The 17,234-nt window shown below is 70.0% G+C and carries 17 protein-coding genes and 1 other RNA gene; 6 read left to right on the top strand and 12 right to left on the bottom strand.

Features of this window, described 5'->3' with window-relative positions; translation table 11 throughout:
- The first annotated feature begins 74 nt into the window (after positions 1-74).
- Together IEY14_RS15500 and IEY14_RS15505 are read left to right on the top strand one after the other, a co-directional pair.
- On the top strand, positions 75-815 hold the full coding sequence (locus IEY14_RS15500; RefSeq protein ID WP_188910016.1) for a 3-deoxy-manno-octulosonate cytidylyltransferase: 741 nt from the start codon (positions 75-77) through the stop codon (positions 813-815).
- The gene (locus IEY14_RS15505) at positions 812-1,750 is read left to right on the top strand and encodes a prephenate dehydratase (protein WP_188910018.1); all 939 of its coding nucleotides are present in this window, start codon (positions 812-814) and stop codon (positions 1,748-1,750) included. The genes IEY14_RS15500 and IEY14_RS15505 overlap by 4 nt, the downstream gene beginning before the upstream one ends.
- 10 nt (positions 1,751-1,760) lie before the next feature.
- Here the strand turns inward: IEY14_RS15505 and IEY14_RS15510 are convergent, their stop codons facing one another.
- From IEY14_RS15510 to def, 4 genes are all read right to left on the bottom strand, one after another.
- Positions 1,761-3,011 (bottom strand): MFS transporter, encoded by a 1,251-nt coding sequence (locus tag IEY14_RS15510; protein WP_188910020.1) that lies wholly within the window; start codon positions 3,009-3,011, stop codon positions 1,761-1,763.
- A gap of 121 nt (positions 3,012-3,132) precedes the next feature.
- Positions 3,133-3,960: a tRNA pseudouridine(38-40) synthase TruA gene (truA, locus tag IEY14_RS15515; RefSeq protein WP_188910022.1), complete on the bottom strand. Its 828-nt coding sequence runs from the start codon at positions 3,958-3,960 to the stop codon at positions 3,133-3,135.
- On the bottom strand, positions 3,947-4,921 hold the full coding sequence (gene fmt, locus IEY14_RS15520; RefSeq protein ID WP_188910024.1) for a methionyl-tRNA formyltransferase: 975 nt from the start codon (positions 4,919-4,921) through the stop codon (positions 3,947-3,949). The genes truA and fmt overlap by 14 nt, the downstream gene beginning before the upstream one ends.
- 25 nt (positions 4,922-4,946) lie before the next feature.
- Entirely contained in the window at positions 4,947-5,462 is a 516-nt protein-coding gene (gene def, locus IEY14_RS15525; protein WP_188910026.1) for a peptide deformylase, read from the bottom strand.
- A gap of 221 nt (positions 5,463-5,683) precedes the next feature.
- Here def and IEY14_RS15530 point away from each other — a divergent pair, with 221 nt between their 5' ends.
- The gene (locus tag IEY14_RS15530) at positions 5,684-7,186 is read left to right on the top strand and encodes a serine protease (protein ID WP_244639492.1); all 1,503 of its coding nucleotides are present in this window, start codon (positions 5,684-5,686) and stop codon (positions 7,184-7,186) included.
- 8 nt (positions 7,187-7,194) lie between these two features.
- Here IEY14_RS15530 and IEY14_RS15535 read toward each other — a convergent pair whose 3' ends face one another.
- The 6 genes from IEY14_RS15535 to ffs form a co-directional block, all read right to left on the bottom strand.
- Positions 7,195-8,439 (bottom strand): lytic murein transglycosylase, encoded by a 1,245-nt coding sequence (locus IEY14_RS15535; RefSeq protein WP_308422044.1) that lies wholly within the window; start codon positions 8,437-8,439, stop codon positions 7,195-7,197.
- Positions 8,440-8,564: 125 nt separating this feature from the next.
- Positions 8,565-9,182: a LysE family translocator gene (locus tag IEY14_RS15540; protein WP_188910030.1), complete on the bottom strand. Its 618-nt coding sequence runs from the start codon at positions 9,180-9,182 to the stop codon at positions 8,565-8,567.
- Positions 9,183-9,247: 65 nt separating this feature from the next.
- Entirely contained in the window at positions 9,248-9,853 is a 606-nt protein-coding gene (gene recR / locus IEY14_RS15545) for a recombination mediator RecR (RefSeq protein WP_188910032.1), read from the bottom strand.
- A gap of 13 nt (positions 9,854-9,866) precedes the next feature.
- Complete coding sequence (locus IEY14_RS15550) at positions 9,867-10,190, bottom strand: YbaB/EbfC family nucleoid-associated protein (RefSeq protein WP_188910034.1); 324 nt, start codon at positions 10,188-10,190, stop codon at positions 9,867-9,869.
- Between the two features lie 15 nt (positions 10,191-10,205).
- On the bottom strand, positions 10,206-12,077 hold the full coding sequence (locus tag IEY14_RS15555; RefSeq protein WP_188910036.1) for a DNA polymerase III subunit gamma/tau: 1,872 nt from the start codon (positions 12,075-12,077) through the stop codon (positions 10,206-10,208).
- 157 nt (positions 12,078-12,234) lie between these two features.
- Positions 12,235-12,331: signal recognition particle sRNA small type (gene ffs / locus IEY14_RS15560), an RNA gene on the bottom strand.
- A 90-nt stretch (positions 12,332-12,421) separates the two neighbouring features.
- On the opposite strand from ffs, the gene IEY14_RS15565 reads away from it, so the two are divergent.
- Together IEY14_RS15565 and nudC are read left to right on the top strand one after the other, a co-directional pair.
- Positions 12,422-12,835 (top strand): HIT domain-containing protein, encoded by a 414-nt coding sequence (locus IEY14_RS15565; protein WP_188910039.1) that lies wholly within the window; start codon positions 12,422-12,424, stop codon positions 12,833-12,835.
- A gap of 14 nt (positions 12,836-12,849) precedes the next feature.
- Entirely contained in the window at positions 12,850-13,740 is an 891-nt protein-coding gene (nudC, locus tag IEY14_RS15570) for an NAD(+) diphosphatase (protein ID WP_244639493.1), read from the top strand.
- A gap of 3 nt (positions 13,741-13,743) precedes the next feature.
- Here the strand turns inward: nudC and IEY14_RS15575 are convergent, their stop codons facing one another.
- Entirely contained in the window at positions 13,744-14,379 is a 636-nt protein-coding gene (locus IEY14_RS15575) for a hypothetical protein (protein WP_244639495.1), read from the bottom strand.
- Positions 14,339-15,541 carry a succinyl-diaminopimelate desuccinylase gene (gene dapE / locus IEY14_RS15580; RefSeq protein WP_188910043.1) on the bottom strand — a complete coding sequence of 401 codons (1,203 nt, stop codon included), beginning with the start codon at positions 15,539-15,541 and terminating at the stop codon, positions 14,339-14,341. The genes IEY14_RS15575 and dapE overlap by 41 nt, the downstream gene beginning before the upstream one ends.
- 296 nt (positions 15,542-15,837) lie before the next feature.
- Between dapE and IEY14_RS15585 the strand changes: the two genes are divergently transcribed.
- Positions 15,838-17,223: a lytic transglycosylase domain-containing protein gene (locus tag IEY14_RS15585; protein ID WP_188910044.1), complete on the top strand. Its 1,386-nt coding sequence runs from the start codon at positions 15,838-15,840 to the stop codon at positions 17,221-17,223.
- The last annotated feature ends 11 nt before the right edge of the window (positions 17,224-17,234 follow it).

A 17,234-nucleotide genomic window follows, 5' to 3' on the forward strand; every position in this document is an offset into this window, starting at 1 on the left:
GACGCGAACCCTTTTGGCATCGCGCCTCAGATCATTCAATCCGTCCTTTGGTATCTTTCCAAATTACTCGCAGCATGTCCGCTCTCGTTCTCGTGCCGGCCCGGTTCGCCTCGACGCGCCTGCCCGGAAAACCGCTCGCCGACATCGCCGGCAAACCGATGATCGTGCGCGTCGCCGAACGCGCCAGCGCCGCCGGGATCGGCCGCGTCGTGGTCGCGACCGACACGGCCGAGATCGCCGAGGCGGTGCGCGCGGCGGGCTTCGAGGCGGTGATGACCGCCGTCGCGCACCAGTCGGGCTCCGACCGGATCTTCGAGGCGCTCCAGGCGATCGATCCGAAGGGCGAGGCCGAGACGATCGTCAACCTGCAGGGCGACCTGCCGACGATCGAGCCGGAGACGGTGCGCGAGGTGCTGACGCCCTTCGCGGAGCCCTCCTGCGACATCGCGACGCTCTGCGTCGAGATCGAGGACGAGGCGGAGAAGACCAATCCGAATGTGGTGAAGCTCGTCGGCGCGCCGCTCGGGCAGGACCGGCTGCGCGCCCTCTATTTCACCCGCGCGACGGCACCCTGGGGGCCGGGGCCGCTCTATCACCATGTCGGGCTCTATGCCTATCGGCGCGCGGCGCTGGAGCGATTCGTGGCGCTCGGCCCCTCGAGCCTCGAAACGCGCGAGAAGCTGGAGCAGCTGCGCGCGCTGGAGGCCGGCATGCGGATCGACGCCAGCATCGTCAGGGCCGTGCCGCTCGGCGTCGACGCGCCGGACGATCTCGAACGCGCCCGTGCCCTCTATGCCTCGGGAGCCGTCCGATGAGTGCCGTCTCGCCGAGGATCGCCTTCCAGGGCGAGCCGGGCGCCAATTCCGACATGGCCTGCCGGGCCGTCTTCGGCGCGGCGCTGGAGCCCTTGCCCTGTCCCTCCTTCGACGACGCCTTCGCCGCCGTGAAGAACGGCGAGGCGAGCCATGCGATGATTCCGATCGACAACACGCTGGCCGGGCGCGTCGCCGACATCCATCGGCTGATGCCCGATTCCGGCCTGCAGATCGTCGGCGAATATTTCATGCCGATCCATTTCCAGCTGATGGCCCTGCCCGGCACGCGCCGGGAGGAGATCGTCAGCGTCCACAGCCATGTCCACGCGCTCGGCCAGTGCCGGCAATATCTGCGCCGCAACGGCTGGAAGGCGGTGATCGCCGGCGACACGGCGGGCGCGGCGCGCGAGGTCTCGGAAGGAGGCGATCGGAGCCAGGCGGCGCTCGCCCCCGAACTCGCGGCCGGGCTCTACGGGCTGGAGATCCTCGACCGCAACGTGGAGGACTCGGAGAACAACGTCACCCGCTTCGTGATCCTGCGCGATCCCGAGAAGCTGCCGCCCTCCGATTCCGAGGAGCAGCGCCTGTCGCTCTGGGCGGCGCGCGACCCGCAGCCGACCGAGCGCGGCCGCGCCTATATCAGCCACGACGTGGTGACGACCTTCATCTTCCGCGTCCGCAACATTCCGGGCGCCCTCTACAAGGGGCTCGGGGGCTTCGCCACCAACGGCATCAACATGACGAAGCTGGAAAGCTACCAGATCGGCGGCACCTTCTCGGCGACGCTGTTCTATGCCGATATCGAGGGCCATCCGCACGATCCGCCGGTGGCACGCGCCCTTGAGGAGCTGCGCTTCTTCTCGGCGGAGTTCCGCAATCTCGGCGTCTATCGCGCCGCGCCCGACCGCCACGCGCTGCTCGCGCCGGCGGAATAGGACGGGCCCGTCAGGCCGAGCAACCCGCCGCCGCCGCCGCCTCGCGGCGGCTCGCCTGCTCGTCCAGCCAGGAAACGGCGAAGATGCCGAGGCCCGCGAGGCCGAGCGTGACGCCGACCCAGCCCGTCGAGGCATAGCCGTAGCCCGCCGCGATCGACAGCCCGCCGAGCCAGGCGCCGAGCGCGTTGGCGACGTTGAAGGCGGAATGCATGGAGGCGGCGGCCAGCGTCTGCGCATCGCCCGCGACATCCATCAGGCGCGACTGCACCGCCGGTCCGACGGCGATGCCGAAGCCGATGAGGAAGACGCAGAGTTCGAGCAGCGGCGCGGATTGGGCGGTCAGCGAGAAGAGCACCAGCACGCAGACATTGAAGATCATCATGCCGGCGAGCGTGCCCATCAGCGAGCGGTCGGCGAGCCAGGCGCCGATGATGTTGCCGGCGATCGTGCCGATGCCGAAGAGCGCCAGGATGATCGGAATGAAGTCCTCCGACAGGCCCGCGACCAGCGTCGCCGTCGAGGCGATATAGCTGAAGACCGAGAACATGCCGCCGAAGCCGACGGCGACGATGCCGAGCGTCAGCCAGACCTGCCGGCGCATGAAGGCGCCGAGCTCGCGCAGCGCGCTCGCCCCTTCCGCCACGCGGTCGCGCGGCAGCGTCGCCCAGAGCAGTACCAGCGCCGCCGCGCCGACCGCGCCGACGAAGACGAACATCGCCCGCCAGCCGAAGAACTGGCCGAGCGCCGCGGCGAGCGGCGTGCCGACGAGGGTCGCCGTGGTGAGGCCGAGCATGACGCGGCCGATGGCCTGGGCCCGCTTCCTCGGCGGCGCCATGGAGGCGGCGACGAGCGCCGCGACGCCGAAATAGGCGCCGTGCGGAAAGCCGGAGACGAAGCGGGTGATCACCAGCGGCAGATAGCCGGGCACCACGGCGCTCGCCAGATTGGCGGCGACGAAGGCCAGCATGAGAAGCAGCAGGAGCGCGCGCCGCGACAGCTTGGCGGCGAGGATCGCGATGGCCGGCGCGCCGACGACGACGCCGAAGGCATAGGCGCTGATCAGATGTCCGGCTTCCGGCGTCGAGACGTTCAGTTCGCGCGCCGCGTCCGGCAAAAGGCCCATGATGGCGAATTCGCCGGTGCCGACGCCGAAGCTGCCGACCGCCAGCGCCAGCGTCACCACCAGGGCGGTGCGGCGCGAAACGGGAGCCATGTCGGGATCGGCGGGCGGATTGCGGTCGAGCGCGGCGGCTTCGCTCATGGGAGGGCTCCTCATCCAGGCGGGCGCGGCGGGACCGGGGCATTCGGACGAATGCCTTCCTGGCCGGCCGCGCTCTCCCTTCGCGCCCGGCTTCCTGCCTGTTGCATTGCGATATGCGGCCTTAACTACGCCCCGCCGCCGGCTCTGCCAAGGACGTGATCGAATATGTCGGCAGAAGTGATCGCGGCGCGGCAAGCTCCGCTTCAGTCTCGTAATCGACCCCGACGAAATAGAGCCCGTCCGGCGGCGCCACCGGGCCGCAGCGCTTGCGGTCGCGCGCCTCCAGCGCGGCCGTGACGTCGTCGTCGCTCCAGCGATGCTCGCCGACGAGCTTCAGCGACCCGGCGAAGGAGCGGATCTGATTGTGGAGGAAGGAGCGGGCGGAGGCGAGGATCTCGACGCCGCCGTCCGGCGCGCGCACGACGTCCAGCCGGTCGAGCGTGCGCACCGGGTTCTTCGCCTGGCAATTGGCCGAGCGGAAGGTCGAGAAGTCGTAGGTGCCGACGAGGCGCTTGGCGGCGCGGTCCATGGCGGCGACATCAAGCGGGCGCGACACCCACCAGACGCGGCCCTTGAGAATGGCGGCCGGCGAGCGCCGGTCGAGAATGCGGTAGACGTAGTGGCGCCGGCGGGCCGAGAAGCGGGCGTCGAAATCCACCGGCACGACCGCCGCCTCGATCACCGCGACGCTGTCCTCGCGCAGATGCGCGTTCATCGCGTCGCGCACCGTGTCGGTGCGCCATTCGCGGGACAGGTCGATATGGGCCACCTGACCGATGGCATGGACGCCGGCATCGGTGCGCCCGGCGCCGAAGACGGTGACGCGCTCGCCGCAGAAGGCCTCCACCGCCCGCTCCAGCGCGCCCTGCACGGAAGGCCCGTTCTCCTGCCGCTGCCAGCCGGCATAGGGGGTGCCGTCATATTCGACGATCAGCTTATAGCGGGGCATCGGACCCGATCCGCGCGCCGGGACGGAGATTGGCGCCGCGCAGGAAGTCGGCAGCCCCCATCGCCTTGCCGCCGGCCCGCTGCAATTCGAGAAGGCGTACCGCGCCCGTCCCGCAGGCGACCGTCAGGCCCTCGTCGACAAGTGTGCCGGGCGCGCCGTGGAGGCCGGGTTCCGCGACGGCGCGCAGGAGCTTCACCCGCTCCGGCCCCGCCCCGCAGTCGATCAGGGTCCAGGCGCCGGGAAAGGGCGAGAAGGCATTGATCCACGCCGCGACGGCGGCGCCGGTCCCGGCGAAGTCGATCCGCGTCTCGCTCTTCTCGATCTTGCGAGCATAGAGCGGCTCGCGCCCCGTGCGGGCGGCGATCGCCTCCTGCGGCTCGAAGGCGAGCGTGCCGGCCTCCAGCCGGCGCAGCGCGGCCGCCATCGCCTCGGCCGTCAGCGCGGCGAGCCGGTCGTGCAGGTCGCCGGACGTGTCGGACGGGCCGATCGGCGTCTCGCGCGTCTCGGCGACGGGGCCGGTGTCGAGCCCGGCCTCCATCCGCATCACCATCGTGCCGGTCACGGCGTCGCCCGCCTCGATCGCCCGCTGGATCGGCGCCGCGCCGCGCCAGCGCGGCAGCAGCGAGGCATGGCCGTTGAGGCAGCCATGGCGGGGCGCGTCGAGCGCCGCCTGGGGCAGGAGCATGCCGAAGGCGACGACGACGCCGATATCGGCCTTCAGAGCCGCGAGGCGCTCGACTTCCGCCGGCTCGCGCTTGAAGGAGGCAAGGCTCCGAACGTCGAGGCCGAGGGCGCGCGCTTCCGTCTCGACCGGCGAGGGCGTCGGCGCGAGGCCGCGCCGGCCGGCGGCGCGGGGCGGTTGGGTATAGACCGCCGCGATCTCGTGCCCGTCATCCACGAGGCGCCGCAGCACCGGCACCGAAAAGGCCGGGGTTCCCATGAAGACGAGCTTCAGCGCCATGTCCGGCCCTCGCGACGGCGGATGGTCAGGCGGAGACGCGCTTGGCGGCCTTGGTGAACTTCTTCACCACCATGTCGCGCTTCAGCTTGGAGATATGGTCGATGAAGAGCACGCCGTTCAGATGGTCGATCTCGTGCTGGAGGCAGGTGGCGAGGACGCCCTCGGCTTCCAGCTCGTGCGTCGCGCCGTCGAGGCCGAGATAGCCGACCGTCACCTTGGCCGGCCGCTCGACCTCCGCGTAATAGTCCGGGATCGACAGGCAGCCCTCCTCGTAGGTCGACATCGCGTCGGACCGGGCGAGGATCTCGGGGTTGAGGAAGACCTGCGGGCGCTTCTCCTCGTCCTCGCCCGCGACATCGATGACGAGCATGCGCAGGAGTTCGCCCACCTGCACGGCGGCGAGGCCGATGCCGGGGGCGTCATACATCGTCTCCAGCATGTCGTCGGCGAAGCGCTTCAGGTCGGCGTCGACGCGCTCCACCGGCCGGGATGCCTTGCGAAGCAGCGGATCGGGCAGAATGACGAGGGGTCGGATGGCCATGGCCGTGAGGTAATCGCTGACGGCGCCAGGGTCAATCGAACGATCGAGTCCCGTGCCGCGCATCGGGATCGCGGGAAGCTTCCGCCAATCATGCTTCCCCCGTTGACGCAAGGCCGGGCAGTGCCGCTGACGCGCTTGTTACCGATTTATAAACAGAAAGGTGGATCGAAAACCGTTGCCTGCCGTTGTATAAGCAGTTCTTAACATATTCGGAGGCTCGCATGCTGCGGGCGATGCAAGCAGCCGTGGCTGCGCTTCTTCTTGCGTCCGCGCCTGTGGCGCTGGTTCCGGCTCAGGCCTGGGCCTCCGACCTTGCCGATGCCTATAACCACCAGACCGATGCGAGCTTCCGCACCGGCATGCAGATCCGTCTTGCCTGGACGGGCGACTATGCCGGCGACTTCTCCGGCTCGGTCGACGCTCGCAGCCTGCGCGCCATCCGCGACTTCCAGGCCCGTCACGGCATGGAGGCGAACGGCGTCATCAGCGAGGACTTCCTCCAGCTCCTGATCGCCAAGAGTGATGCCGCCCGCGCCGCCGTCGGCTTCGACCTCGTGGACGATGCGACGACGGGCCTGCGCGTCGCCCTGCCGCTGGCGCTCGTCAGCGACGACGGCTCGACGCCGGTCGGCCATGTCTGGCGTTCCGCCGACCGCGCGATCGAGATCGAGACCGTGCGCCTGACCGGGACGGAAGGCGATATCGATGCCGTCCACGCCATGCTGTCGCAGCCGAGCGCGACGCGCAGCGTCACGTCCGATGTCGCGACCGAGGGGGGCTTCACCGTCGCCGGCGTCGAGGGCGGTCGGCCCTATCTCATGCGCTTCAAGGGCGTGGCCGGCGACGTGCGCGGCTTCGGCATCTCCTACGACCCGTCGCAGCGCGAGGCGATGCTGTCCTACGCGACCGTCGCCGCCAATCTCTTCGACCCCGACATTCCGCAGGTTCAGGACCCGGTCGTCACCGCTGGTCTCGACCCGGCCCCGACGGGCGCGGTGCCGGATGCCGCCCGCACGCGCGGCGAGCGCTTCCGTTCGCTGCTCGACGCCAAGGCGCGGCCGGACGGCGAGAGCGGCACGGCGCCCGCCGCCACCGAGACCGCCTCGTCCGGCACGGGCTTCGTCGTCTCGAACGACGGCTGGGTGCTGACCAATGCGCATGTCGCGGGCGCCTGCCGCGCCGTGATGGTCGGCGACAAGGGCCTGGCCGACAAGGTGCTGGTCGACGAGGCGAACGACGTCGCGGCCGTCCATGTCGGCGCCAAGCTCGGCAAGCCGCTCGCCATCGCCGGCGACATGCCGCGCCTCGGCGAGGACGTGCTCGCCCTCGGCTTTCCGCTGCGCTCGATCCTCGCCGACAGCCTGAACGTCACGCGCGGCAACGTCTCCTCGCTGCGCGGCCTGTCGAACGACCCGCGCTATCTCCAGATCTCCGCGCCGGTGCAGCCGGGCAATTCCGGCGGCCCGCTGGTCGATCTCACCGGCCGCGTTGTCGGCATCGTCACGGCCAAGCTCGACGCCATTGCGGTGGCCGACGCGACGGGCGACATCCCGCAATCGATCAATTTCGCCATCCGCCCGGACGCCGCCGCCCGCTTCCTGAAGGACAAGGGCATCCGCTTCGCCTCGGCGCCGGCCTCGAAGAATTTCGCCAGTGTCGCGGACACGACGGCTGGCATCGCCGACTCGGTCATGCCGATCCTCTGCCTCGACGCCGAACGCTGAGCCTCGCCTCAGCGCAGCTTCGCGGCGAGGGCGGACGAAGGCCAGCAGCTTTCCGGAAGTCCCAGCGAGGCCTCCACCGTGCCGATCGTGCGGCGCGTCTTGAAGCCGGGAAAGCCGTCCGCGCCGCCGACATCGTAGCCCTTCGCCTGAAGACGCTCCTGGAGCCGGGCGATCTCGCCCCGCGTCGGGCCGCCTGCCGTCTTCCACGGCGTGGCGAAGGCGCCGCCCTTGCCGGCGATGCGATCGGCGAGCTGGCCGATGAAGAGGGCGTAGAGGTCGGAATTGTTGTAGACCTTCAGGACGTAGAAACTCGGCGTCGCGACGAAGGCGGGGCCGAGCCGCCCGGCCGGCATCAGGAGATGGGCCGTCGCGCGCGGCTCGCCTGGAAAGGCGCCTCCCGCGACCGGCCTCGCGCCGGCCTTCGTGAAATCGGCCAGCGTCCGAGCCTTATCCGGCCCTTCGCCGGTACAGGACAGGGCGGCCGGAATGGCCGCCTCCGTCGCCCAGCCGCGTCCGGCCTTCCAGCCTGAAGCCTGAAGATAGTGGGCGATCGAGGCCAGCGTGTCGGGCACGGAGGACCAGATGTCGCGTCGTCCGTCGCCGTCGAAATCGACGGCATAGTCCTTGAACTTCGTCGGCATGAATTGCGGCTGGCCGAGGGCCCCGGCCCAGGAGGACCGCATCTCCGCCACCGAGAGATGGCCGTCCGCCACGATGTCGAGCGCCGCGAGGAGTTCGTCGCGGAACATCGCCTTGCGCCGCGAGGTCCAGGCCTTGGTGCCCAGCACCTCGAAGGCGTCGTAGGGGATCTTGGCCGCGCCGAAATTCGATTCCCGTCCCCAGACGGCGAGGAGGATCGGCGCCGGCACGCCGTAGCGCTTCTCGATCCGGGCGAGCACCGTCTGGTGGGCGGCGAGGAGCGTGCGCCCCTTGGCGCCGAGCCGCGTCAGCGCCTTCTCGTCGAAATAGGCGGCGGGATCGCGAAACTCGGCCTGGCTGCTCTTCTCCTCGATCGCCGGCTTCTCGCCCGGCAGGACGAGATCGGGCAGCTTGAGATTGGGCTTCACGCCCTTGAAGGCCGCGTCGAAGACGGCGCGCGGCACGCCCCGCGCCTTCGCCGCCGGCCAGATGTCGCCTTCGAGGAACTGGCGGAAGGCGGCGTCGTAGGAAGGCTGGGCGAGCGCCGGGGCGGCGAGGGCAAAGGAGGCGGCGAGGAGAAGGGCCGCACCGATGAGGCGCCGGAAAGAATGCATCATTGTTTCGTGCCGAAAGGAGTGTCCAAGTCGCGGTGCCGGTCGATGGCCGAACTGTTGGCGGAGGCTGGAAGCCTTCCTGCCTAGCCGTTCCGCCGCGTGGTCGAGTTCCTCGTCGCCTTCTCTCAGGCGCGGCGCAGCACCGTCCAGACGGCGGTGCCGGCCATGATCGCCGCCGCGCTGCGGTTGAGGCGGGCGAGAAGACGCGAGCGATCGAGCGCGCTCCGCGCCCGGGCGGCCAGCGCGGCATAGGCGATCATCACCGCGAAGAGAACGAGGATCGTCGCCACGGCGAGGGCGGCGAAGCTGCCGAGGTCGATCGCGTGGAGATCGAGAAGCGTCGGCAGGAGGGCGAGATAGAAGAAGATCGTCTTCGGATTGGACAGAGTGACGAGATAGCCGGCCGAGACGCTGGCCAGCGCGCTTTCCGAGGCGAGCGAGCGGATCGCCGCCGCCCGTCCGCCGGCCCGCCACAGCTGCCAGGCGAGATAGGCGAGATAGAGCGCCGCGCCGTAGCGGATGACGACGAAGACCTCGCCCATCGCGGCGGCGATCATGGCGAGGCCGAAACAGGCGGCGGTGAGATAGGTGAGATCGCCGAGCACGAGACCCGCCGCGAAGGCGAGGCCGTGGCGGAAGCCCGAGCCGAGGGCGCGCGCCACGAGGGCGACGACGCCCGGCCCCGGAATCGCGGCGGCGATGCCGAGGGCGAGACAATAGGCCAGGACATTCGCCAGCGTCATCGAAGCCTCCCAAGGCTTGCCGAACCTGCGCGACTCTCGCGCGGCGGCCGGCCTCTGGCAAGGCCTCAGAAGGCCGTGCGCGCCCGCATCGCCGCCGAGAGCGTGCCCTCGTCCAGATAGTCGAGCTCGCCGCCGACTGGCACGCCATGGGCGAGACGGGTGATCTTGAGATCGAAGCCGGCGAGCTGATCGATGAGGTAATGGGCCGTCGTCTGGCCCTCGACCGTGGCGTTCACCGCGACGATGACTTCAGAGATGCCGCCTTCCGCCACGCGCTCGACGAGACGGCGGATGGTGAGATCCTCCGGCCCGACGCCTTCCAGCGGCGAGAGCACGCCGCCGAGCACGTGATAGGCGGCGTTCAGCGCCTTCGCCCGCTCCAGCGCCCAGAGATCCGAGACGTCCTCCACCACGACGACCGTCGACTGGTCGCGCGTCGCGTCCGAGCAGATCGTGCAGGGATCGCGCGTGTCGATATTGCCGCAATTGGAGCAGACGAGGACATTGGCCCGCGCCCGGTCCATCGCCTCGGCGAGCGGGGCGAGGAGCTGGTCCTTGCGCTTGACGAGGTGCAGCGTCGCGCGCCGCGCCGAGCGGGGACCGAGGCCGGGCAGCTTGGCGAGAAGCTGGATCAGCCGCTCGATCTCCGGCCCGGCAATGGGCTTGGCCATGCGAAAGGCGTCCTCAGAAGGGCAGCTTGAAGCCAGGCGGCAGCGGCAGGCCGGCGGTCAGCGACTGCGTCTTCTCGCCGATCAGCGCTTCCAGCTTGCCGCGCGCGTCGTTATGGGCGGCGAGGATCAGATCCTCCAGGATGTCCTTCTCCTCGGCCTTCAGAAGCGAGGGATCGACCGCCAGCGATACCATCTCGTGGCGTCCGTTCAGCTTGACCTCGACCAAGCCGCCGCCGGACTGGCCGGTGGCCGTCACCTCGGAAATCTCCTGCTGGAGCCCCTGCATCTTCTCCTGCATGGCCTTGGCCTGCTTCATCAGGCCCATCAGGTCCTTCATGGCATCGTCCTTTCGTCAGTCTTCGTCATCGGCAAGGAGGGACGGGTCGGCGGCGAGCTCGGCCGCGTCGGCGCTGACGGGCAGCGCCTCGCTCGCGGCCTGTTCGGCGGCGAGGAGATCGGCCCGAAGGCGCACGTCGATCACCTTCGCCCCCGGCATGGCCTTCAGGATGGCGGCGACTTCCGGGTCGAGCTCGGCATCCGAGACCAGCGAGTGGCGCCGGCTCGCCTCGCGTTCCTCCAGCGTCGGCTCGCCGCCGGACGAGGCGATGGAGACGACCCAGCGCCGCCCCGTCCAGTCGAGAAGGCGCTTCTGGAGATCGCCCGGCAGGGTGCGCGGCGCGCTCTCTGTCAGCTCGATCTCGATGCGGCCGTCCTCGACATGGACCGGCCGGATATAGCGGCGCAGCGCGACGCGGGCGAAGGAGTCGCGTTTCTCCTCCGCAAGAAGAATGAGGTCCGCGATGGAGCGGATGGGCGGTGCCGCCGGCGTGGGGGGCGCCTCGGCGCGCGGAGCGGGGGGCGCGGCCGCCGCGCGGCTGGCGGCGAGCGTCAGATGCGACGCCGGGGCCGGCGCCGACGCCGGGCTCGGGGCGGGGGCCTGGACGCGGAGCGCCGCCGCACCGCCGCTGCCGCCGGCCTCCAGGCGCGGCGCGGGCGGCGGAGCGTCGCGCCCGGCACCGGATGCGGCGGCCGGCACGGCGGGCGCCGTCCCGTCATGCGCCAGCCGGGCGAGCTCGATCGGATCCGGCAGGTCGGCGGCATAGGCGAGGCGGATCAGCGCCATTTCCGCCGCCTGGCGCGGCGCGGCCGCCTGGCGCGCCTCGTCGATCGCCCGGAGCAGCATCTGCCAGACCTGCGACAGCGCGCGCACCGACAGGCGCTGCGACAGGTCGAGCCCGCGCGTCGCCTCGGCGGGGGAAAGGGCGGCATCCTTCGCCTGTTCGGGCACGAAGCGCAGCGAGGAGACGAGATGGGTGAAATCGGCGAGATCCGAAAGGACGACGACCGGATCGGCGCCGGCGGCGAACTGCTCGCGGAACTCGGCGAGCGCGCCGGCGGCGTCGCCGCGCATCAGATGCTCGAAGAGGTCGATGATGCGGCCCCGGTCGGCGAGGCCCAGCATGGCGCGCACCGCCTCCGCCTCGACGGCGCCCGCGCCATGGGCGATCGCCTGATCCATCAGCGACAGCGCGTCGCGCACCGAGCCCTCGGCAGCGCGGGCGACGAGGCGCAGGGCCTCGTCCTCGGCGGCGACGCCCTCGGCCGTCGCGATGCGCTGGAGATGGGCCATCAGGACGCCCGCCTCGACGCGCCGGAGGTCGAAGCGCTGGCAGCGCGACAGGACGGTGATCGGCACCTTGCGGATCTCCGTCGTCGCGAAGACGAACTTCACGTGTTCTGGCGGCTCTTCCAGCGTCTTCAGCAGGCCGTTGAAGGCCTGCGTCGAGAGCATGTGCACCTCGTCGATGATATAGACCTTGTAGCGCGCCGAGACCGGCCGGTAGCGCACCTGCGCGATGATCTCGCGGATGTCGTCGATGCCGGTATGCGAGGCCGCGTCCATCTCGACCACGTCGACATGGCGCCCTTCCATGATGGCGCGGTCGTCGACGCCTTCCTCGCGCATATGGATGGTCGGCTGGTCGATCGTCGCGGTGCGATAGTTGAGGGCGCGGGCGAGGATGCGGGCGGTGGTCGTCTTACCGACGCCGCGCACGCCGGTCAGCATCCAGGCCTGGGCGATGCGGCCGGTCTCGAAGGCGTTGGTGAGCGTGCGCACCATCGCCTCCTGGCCGATCAGGTCGTCGAAGCTCGTCGGACGGTATTTGCGCGCGAGGACGCGGTAGGCTCCGCCCCTTTCGCCCCGTTCGGTGTCATCGACCATTCGCGCTCACGCACCCTGTTTCGCCGGCGCGGCGAAGCCCGCGACCGATGGATCTCACCTAGTGACGGAAGGGGGGCGGTGGCAAGAGCGCCGACCGGAGGATCGCCCGGAAGCGCGCGACGTCTCGTCGCGAGGGTTCCGGGGCGGTGGAGAAAGGGTGGGAGGCTGGCACGATGACCCGTGCCGGGCTCGTTGGGGCTGCTTCCTTCCGGACCTGACCCGGTTGGCGAGTGGCTCGTCCACCACCAACCTCCCGGCGCTCATATCGCCTTTCGCTCGCCCGATTGCAAGTGCCCCCCGATCTGGGGCAGAATCGACGGATTGCCCTCCAAGAATGATCCCGCATGCGCCGCTTCGCGCTCGACCCACGCCTTGCGAAAGACACCCATCACGTCGCCATGCTCGGCCTCTGCGATCTTCGGATCATGCGGGACGCGCGCTGGCCCTGGGCGATCCTCATCCCGAAGCGCAACGACATCGTGGAGTTCCACGATCTCTCGCCGCTCGACCAGACCATGCTGACCTTCGAGACCTCGCTGGTGGCCAAGGCGATGAAGCGCCTGGCGCGGGCCGACAAGCTGAACATCGCGACGCTCGGCAATGTCGTCTCGATGTTCCATCTCCATGTCGTGGCGCGCCATGCCGGCGATCCCAACTGGCCGAATCCGGTCTGGGGCTTCGGCGAGAGCCTGCCCTACGAGGCGGCGCGCCTGGAGCGTTTCGCCGACGAACTGAAACGGGAAGTCCTGGCGCAGTGACCGACAAGCCATCCGTGCCCCTGCATCTGGGCTTCGCCGTCAACACGCTCTGGCGCGACGGCGAGCTGCGCACCGAATCGACGCTGGCCGAGGCGCTCGCCCATCCGGCCGCGCGCTTCCATCTCCTGGCGCCCGAGGGCTGGCTGGCGGCCGGGGGCGATCTCGTCTTCGACCGGGCGGCGGCGGAGCGGCTGGGCGGCGAGGACGCCACTCTTCTCGGCATCGACGCGAACAGCGCGCCGACGATCGTCATGCGCGTTTCGGCGAGCCCGGACGGCCTGGAGGCGCGGCCGCTCCGCGCGCTCGCCTCCGGCGATCTCGTCGAGCCCGAACTCGAAGGGCGGCTCGGCCAGGGCGAGCATCTTCTCAACTGGCACCGGCGCACGCGCTTCTGCGGCCTGTGTGGCGGGCCGACCGTCGCCGAGGCCGCCGGCTACCGCCGCCGCTGCACCTCCTGCAACGAGGCGCATTTCCCGCGCACCGATCCGGTCTCGATCATGCTCGTCCACGATCGCGACGGGCGCTGCCTGCTCGGCCGGGGGCCGCATTTCCCGTCCGGCATGTGGTCCTGCCTCGCCGGCTTCGTCGAGCCCGGCGAAACGCTGGAGGCGGCGGTGCGCCGCGAGACGAAGGAGGAGGCGGGGATCGAGGTCGGGCGCGTGCGCTATCTCGCCTCGCAGCCCTGGCCCTTTCCCGGCTCGCTGATGATCGGCTGCCTCGCCGAGGCCTTGTCGGCGGAGATCGTCTTCGACGGCGTCGAGCTCGAGGGCTGCCGCTGGTTCGAGCGCGCCGAGGTGCTGGCCATGCTCGAAGAGCGCCATCCGGAGGGCATCAGCCTGCCGAAGCCCTTCGCCATCGCCCATCACCTGATCCGCGCCTTCGCCGAAGGCGGCGAGACGGCGTGAGGTCTAGATCAGCTGGAGGCCGGTCAGGTCGGTCATCGCGGCATAGCTGAACATCGAGGCGAGGATCATCAGGATCGTGATGCCGATGGCCGCCTTCATGTCGTGGCCGAGCGCGGTGGCGATCAGCCGGACGAGGAGACCCAGCGCCACGAGCGAGGCGATCACCGCGACGATCATCGCCAGCGAATGGCCGCCGGTGACGATCACCAGCAATTCGGCCGGCGCCATCGCCCAGGCGAGGCAGGCATTGCCCCAGTTCGACGCGACGACGAGCGGCGCGAGCTTGCGCCGCAGGCCGATCCATTTCGCCAGCGCCATCAGCAGCGCGACCGGCAGGAGCCAGGCGAGGATGTCGGCCGCCGCATGGGCGCCGAAGACGAAGACCGGCCCGGCATCGGCGACCGGCGCCTCGCGCTGCACGTCCTCGAACTCGATCCAGGACAGCGCCATCGGCGGCAGGGCGACGAAGAGCGCGAAGAACGAGCTCCAGAAGCCGTCGGCCGAGAGATCGAGACGCCGCAGCCCTTCGCTGCGGCCCTGCATCAGTTCGATCGTGCCCTGGAAATAGCCGAGGATCTCGGACAGGCCGGGCGCGCTGTCAGGCGTGAGCGGCGAACCATCGGGTGATGAAGAGGTCATAGATCTCCGTCAGCGTCTCGAGGTCGGAGAGGGCAACCCTTTCATTGGCCATATGCATGGTCCGGCCGACAAGCCCGAATTCTACCACCGGGCAATAATCCTTGATGAAGCGCGCGTCCGAGGTGCCGCCCGAGGTGGAAAGGGCCGGGCGCCGGCCCGTGACCGTCTCCACCGCCGCCGCGAGGACGCCGATCAGCGCGTCGTTCCGCGTGAGGAACACGTCGGATGGCCGCTCGCGCCAGGCGAGACGGTAGCGGATCGGCTCGGACCGTCCGGGGCGCAGCCGGAGATCGGTCGCGGCCGCGTCCAGACGAGCCACGATCTCGGCCATGAGGCTTTCCGGCGTCCATTCGTCGTTGAAGCGGACGTTGAAGGAGGCGGCGGCGCGCGCCGGAATGACGTTGAAGGAGGTGTTGCCGCCCGCGTCCAACATCGTCACTTCCAGATTGGTCGCCTGGAAGCGCTCGTTGCCGGCGTCGAGCGGGCGGGCGAGAAGTCCGTCGAGCAGCGTCGCGAGGCCTCGCACCGGATTCTCGGCGAGATGCGGATAGGCGACATGGCCCTGGCGGCCCTCCACCGTCACCGTGCCCGAGACCGAGCCGCGCCGGCCGATCTTGATCATGTCGCCGAGCGCGTCCGGGTTGGTCGGCTCGCCGACGAGGCAGGCGTCGAAGGAAAGACCCTTCCCGGCGGCGAAGCGCAGGAGCTTTTCCGTGCCGTTGATCGACGGCCCTTCCTCGTCGCCGGTGACGATAAGCGAGATCCGGCCGGGCAGCCGGCCCTCGCGGGCCTGGATGCGGGCGAGGGCGGCGACGAAGCAAGCGATACCGCCCTTCATGTCCACCGCGCCGCGTCCGAAGAGCTCGCCATTCTCGATCACGGCGGCGAAGGGAGGGTGTTGCCAATCCGAATCAGGTCCAGCGGGAACGACGTCCGTATGCCCGGCAAAGGCGAGATGCGGCCCCTTATCCCCAGAAAAGGCGAGAAGATTTTCGACATCGGGCGTGTTGGTGTCGCTGAAGACCGGGCGCTCGACGCGAAAGCCGAGCGGAATCAACATCTCTTCGAGTTCGCCCAGGGCGCCGCCCTCGATCGGGGTGACGGAAGGGCAACGGATGAGTCGGGCGAGAATCGCGGCGGGGCTTGCGTCAAACTGGCTCATGACCGCTCCTAGCAGGCGCGAAGCTTGCCACCCAAGCCGGAAAGAGTTGCCAAAAGGTTTCACCTCGTTACAGGATGGTGATCCGAACGTGATCGTTGCGACGGCTGCCTTCTCGCTGCCACTTTTCGCCACAATCGGTGTTCGGACACGCAACGGGCGCGGAGATAGGTATGCCAGTGGCACCGGGATCGATCGTTCGAGCGCGTCCTCGCAAGGGACGCATCCTTCGTCCCATGGCCTTGCTGGCTTTGACCGCACCCCTTGCCCTTGGCGCCTGCGTCGCCGAAAAATCCAATATGAAGGCCGCCTCGCTGGCGGCGAAGCCCCAGACCACGCCGACCGGCGGCCCCGATGCCTATGGCTATGCGCCGGCCCGCCTCGCGGCGCTGGCCGATGGCGCGCGCATCGCGTTGCCCTCGACCAAGCCCGATCTCGAGAAGCTGAAGGCCGCCGAAGCCACGGCGGCGGCCCAGCCGGCGGCCGCGCCGAAGGCGGAGGCCAAGCCGCTTCTCGCCGCCAAGCCCGCCGCCGCGCCGGCGCTCGACGAGGTCGCGGCGCTGAAGGCCGATGTCGAGGAGCGCCGCGCGTCCCTCACCGTTCTCACCGAAGGCAAGGCCGACCGCGTGCAGGTGGCCGCCGCCACGACGCCGGCCGCTCCGGCCGCGCCGCAGAAGGCCGATCTCACCGGCTTCGACAGCCGGACGCCGGTGCCGGGCGCCAAGCCGACCGAGATCGCCAGCGCCAAGGATCTCATCGATCCGCGCAAGTCCGTGCCGGCCGCCATCTCGGCCGTCGCCCATTCGGCCGACGCGGTGAAGGTCGCCGCGATCGACACGACCTCGCGCGCCATCGACACGACGACCCATGTGTTCAACGCCGTGCAGGACCGCATCGGCGACACCTTCAAGGGCACCGACACCATCACCGGCAGCGCCGCGATGGACCAGATGATCGAGCGCTCGGCCGCCGAGAACAACATCCCGCCCGAGCTCGCCTATGCGGTGGTGCGCGTCGAGAGCCACTACAATCCGACCGCGATCGGTGGCGGCGCCTATGGCCTGTCCCAGATCAAGCCGGCGACGGCGCGCGGCCTCGGCTTCGCCGGTCCGGCCCAGGGCCTGTTCGATCCGGCGACGAATCTGCGCTACGGCATGAAATATCTCGCCGGCGCCTGGGAGATGAGCGGGCACGACGTCTGCGGCACCGCCATGCGCTACAAGGGCGGCCACCGCACCACGGTGATGACGCGCTCGGCCTCTACCTATTGCTCGAACGTCAAGCGCCACATGGCCGCCATTCAGCGCCGCCGCGCTCCGGCCAATCACGAGACCCTGGTCGCCGCCGCCGAGCGGACCAAGCAGATCGCCGTCGCCAGCCGGCCGGTCGATGCCCGCGCCCATGCCGGCGCGCTGGTCGCCGCCAACGGCTCCACCGGCACCTATGCCTTCCCGCGCGTCCAGCCGCTGGCCGCGGGCGTTTCGGCGCCGAGCCTTGGCGCCATCCGCGCCGCCGCGCCGCTCCCGGCGAGCGCCGCCGCCAAGCCGCGGCCGGCCGTCTCTGACAATTCCGCTGTCGCCAGCGCCGATGGTCAGACCAAGGGCGGGCGCGTCCGCGTCTTCGCCGATGGCGAGGCCGCCAATTCCACCGTTTCGGCCGATGGCCGCTTCGGCTACGCGGAATAAGATCGCCGAAA

This window comes from Aureimonas endophytica (assembly GCF_014642635.1).
In the GTDB taxonomy this organism is placed as follows: Bacteria; Pseudomonadota; Alphaproteobacteria; order Rhizobiales; family Rhizobiaceae; genus Plantimonas; species Plantimonas endophytica.

Coding starts and splice junctions, on each gene's coding strand:
- IEY14_RS15500 (WP_188910016.1), top strand. CDS start 75: ATGTCCGCTCTCGTTCTCGTGCCGGCCCGGTTCGCCTCGACGCGCCTG.
- IEY14_RS15505 (WP_188910018.1), top strand. CDS start 812: ATGAGTGCCGTCTCGCCGAGGATCGCCTTCCAGGGCGAGCCGGGCGCC.
- IEY14_RS15510 (WP_188910020.1), bottom strand. CDS start 3,011: ATGAGCGAAGCCGCCGCGCTCGACCGCAATCCGCCCGCCGATCCCGAC.
- truA (WP_188910022.1), bottom strand. CDS start 3,960: ATGCCCCGCTATAAGCTGATCGTCGAATATGACGGCACCCCCTATGCC.
- fmt (WP_188910024.1), bottom strand. CDS start 4,921: ATGGCGCTGAAGCTCGTCTTCATGGGAACCCCGGCCTTTTCGGTGCCG.
- def (WP_188910026.1), bottom strand. CDS start 5,462: ATGGCCATCCGACCCCTCGTCATTCTGCCCGATCCGCTGCTTCGCAAG.
- IEY14_RS15530 (WP_244639492.1), top strand. CDS start 5,684: ATGCTGCGGGCGATGCAAGCAGCCGTGGCTGCGCTTCTTCTTGCGTCC.
- IEY14_RS15535 (WP_308422044.1), bottom strand. CDS start 8,439: ATGCATTCTTTCCGGCGCCTCATCGGTGCGGCCCTTCTCCTCGCCGCC.
- IEY14_RS15540 (WP_188910030.1), bottom strand. CDS start 9,182: ATGACGCTGGCGAATGTCCTGGCCTATTGTCTCGCCCTCGGCATCGCC.
- recR (WP_188910032.1), bottom strand. CDS start 9,853: ATGGCCAAGCCCATTGCCGGGCCGGAGATCGAGCGGCTGATCCAGCTT.
- IEY14_RS15550 (WP_188910034.1), bottom strand. CDS start 10,190: ATGAAGGACCTGATGGGCCTGATGAAGCAGGCCAAGGCCATGCAGGAG.
- IEY14_RS15555 (WP_188910036.1), bottom strand. CDS start 12,077: ATGGTCGATGACACCGAACGGGGCGAAAGGGGCGGAGCCTACCGCGTC.
- IEY14_RS15565 (WP_188910039.1), top strand. CDS start 12,422: ATGCGCCGCTTCGCGCTCGACCCACGCCTTGCGAAAGACACCCATCAC.
- IEY14_RS15575 (WP_244639495.1), bottom strand. CDS start 14,379: ATGACCTCTTCATCACCCGATGGTTCGCCGCTCACGCCTGACAGCGCG.
- dapE (WP_188910043.1), bottom strand. CDS start 15,541: ATGAGCCAGTTTGACGCAAGCCCCGCCGCGATTCTCGCCCGACTCATC.
- IEY14_RS15585 (WP_188910044.1), top strand. CDS start 15,838: ATGAAGGCCGCCTCGCTGGCGGCGAAGCCCCAGACCACGCCGACCGGC.